The organism is Spiroplasma sp. hy2, from assembly GCF_044714365.1.
GTDB classification, from domain to species: domain Bacteria; phylum Bacillota_I; class Bacilli_A; order Mycoplasmatales; family Mycoplasmataceae; genus Spiroplasma; species Spiroplasma phoeniceum.
Genome location: NZ_RXFZ02000149.1, coordinates 1 through 2,527 on the forward strand (window position 1 = coordinate 1; position 2,527 = coordinate 2,527).

The 2,527-nt window shown below is 23.9% G+C and carries 2 protein-coding genes; one reads left to right on the top strand and one right to left on the bottom strand.

What is annotated here, in order from left to right:
* Positions 1–57: 57 nt before the first annotated feature.
* Positions 58–537, top strand: coding sequence for a lipoprotein (locus EHV01_RS04675; RefSeq protein WP_422066430.1), 480 nt, complete (start codon positions 58–60; stop codon positions 535–537).
* 33 nt (positions 538–570) lie between these two features.
* Here the strand turns inward: EHV01_RS04675 and EHV01_RS04680 are convergent.
* Positions 571–2,527: hypothetical protein (locus EHV01_RS04680; protein WP_422066431.1), on the bottom strand; the 1,957-nt coding region annotated here is incomplete at its 5' end.

Here is a 2,527-nt window from a genome sequence, read left to right on the forward strand (position 1 = left end):
ATAAYTATACTGTTTCAATAGATTCACTTAATTGAGAATAAAAGATAAAATAATCAAATGAAAAAAATATTAAACCTTTTAGGAACAATCACTTTAATTGGAACAAGTACAACAAGTTTAATTAGTTGTAATCCCGATATAGAAAAATGTAATAAGGAAACTATTGGTAATTTTGAAAGAATATGTTATAGAGAAGAAAAATTTAATAAAGTTGATAATAAATGATATATTGTCATTGCTAAATTAAATTTAAAAAATAATTGAGAAATATTTAAATTCAAAAATTATGAAATAAAACCAAACTTCAAATTTAAAACATCAAACCCTAGAGTAAATATAGTATATTTATTAACAAGTAATTCAAATGATATTGAAAGAGAATATTATACAATAGGAATTTCTAATCCCGATGAAAATCTAAATGATATTTCTCCTTGAAATAGAGGAGTTAGTAATTTTAAAGCAATTTATCAATATGAAGGTAATGATGAACCAACAGTACCAAAAATAGATGATAATGGTAATATTATTATTTAAAATATCACATATAAAGAGCAAAAATGCTCTTTTTTAATTTTTAGGAATAAATGTAATAGAAATAGGTGAATTAGAATTATTTTTAATTGATAAAGTATTTATATTATTGACATTTACTAATATTTCTTTATCATTTCCAAAATAATTTCAATGTTGTGTACTGTTCATATTAAAATTAATTTTCATATTCTTTGATATTCTAATTTTTAATTTTACATCATTAGTATAATATGCTTGTAAATAAGTTTCTTTATATTTTGGATTATCATTATAATCAAAAGTTGTAATTTTTATAATAAAGTCTAATACACCTCTACTATTTAATAAAGTATATCCATTTTCATAGTCTTTAGTAGGGTCAAATGGAATACCATTTGTATAACCAGTTCTAATTTTTTTAATTTCATTTATTGGTATTTCCTTAGTATCTAATACAATTAAATTATCAATATCAAACTTAAAATTAATTTTATCAGTTTGAGAAAGACCATTTCTTATTAAAGTTAAATTATTTAATGAACCTAAATTGGTATTACAATCAGTACCAGATAAAATGTTTAAATTTCTATCTGGTATAAAATTTTCTATATTAGGTTGTGAACATTCAACTTGTAAATTATTAAGATTACTTATTTCAATAGTTTTATAAGCATCTTGAAATTTACTGATACTTTGAATTGTTGGGTCAATTTGTTTTAAATCAATTTCAATCTCATAATAAGCATCCTTAATTTCATCAGGAAATAAATTAACTTCACCAGCAGAATTTGTTTTTTTACATTGTGCAGGGGCTATAACTTTAGTTTTTAATGGTTGAATTGTATTAGCATCTCAAATATCTTTGGTATAAATTTGATAGTTATATGGTACTGGTGGGAGAACATATTGTGGGTAATTAAAGGTTGGTATTTCATAATCGTGTGGTAATAAAAAACTAGTTTTATAATTAGTTGTCATATCGCGTAAATAATTATTTAATGTACTTTTTGTTTTTCCACGAAAACTCCATACTGATAATCGTAAATAATCTTCTTCATTATTTGTATATGGGTTATCAGCATAAAAGATAATTTCAAAATTACCTTTATATAAAGCTTGGATTGAAAACATATCAATTATATAACTACAATTTGTCCCATCAGGTGTTTGTAAGAATTCGCAATCATTATCTTTTTCACTATCACTAACTGGTGTTTGTGCATCTACCGCTTTGGTTTGTTCATTCATTAAATAAACTCTATTTGTTTTTTCATTTAATTGTTTTAAATTATATGTTGAATAAACTAATTCTTCTGTTAGTTTACCATCTTTATTTAAAACACTGCCTTTTAATTTATCAGTTAATAAAGTAGTAAAACCCAAACTAGTAGCATTAGCACCAAAGATAGCACCGACTTTATCATTTCCTTGTTCTCTAAATATTTCAAATGGTAAATAACCTTTACCTTTTGAGTTATCAGATCAAAAGGCATCATTATAAAAACTATAAATATTAGCACTCATAAAACCATTAAGTCATTGAAAATTAGGTCAAGTTTTCTCATCTTGGTTAATTACTCATCCTCATGGAATACCAAATGAAATAAAGTTTAAGAATTTACCAACTCCACCTGGGATAGTAAAAGGATTGAATACTAATTTTTGTGTATAGTTTAAAGGTAATATGGTAATTTGGCGATTAATAAAATTATTCATATTTAAAATATCTCAAACATTACAAGAACCCATTTTATTATATTCAATTTGAACTTGACCAACAGTATTACCAAATTCATCTTTTCTTCTAAAATATGATGACGCTTGGGTACTAATAATGTTATTAACATCATTACCACTATTTACTTTTATTTTATTTGGTGGAGTAATCATTCAATTTTTAGACCAATAAGGCTTAGAATTTGAATTTTCTTCCTTAATAGTTGTTCCAACAGTCGGATTAGTTGCTGTTGAACTTGCTTTATCTGTTATTATCATACCCTCATTATTTTHT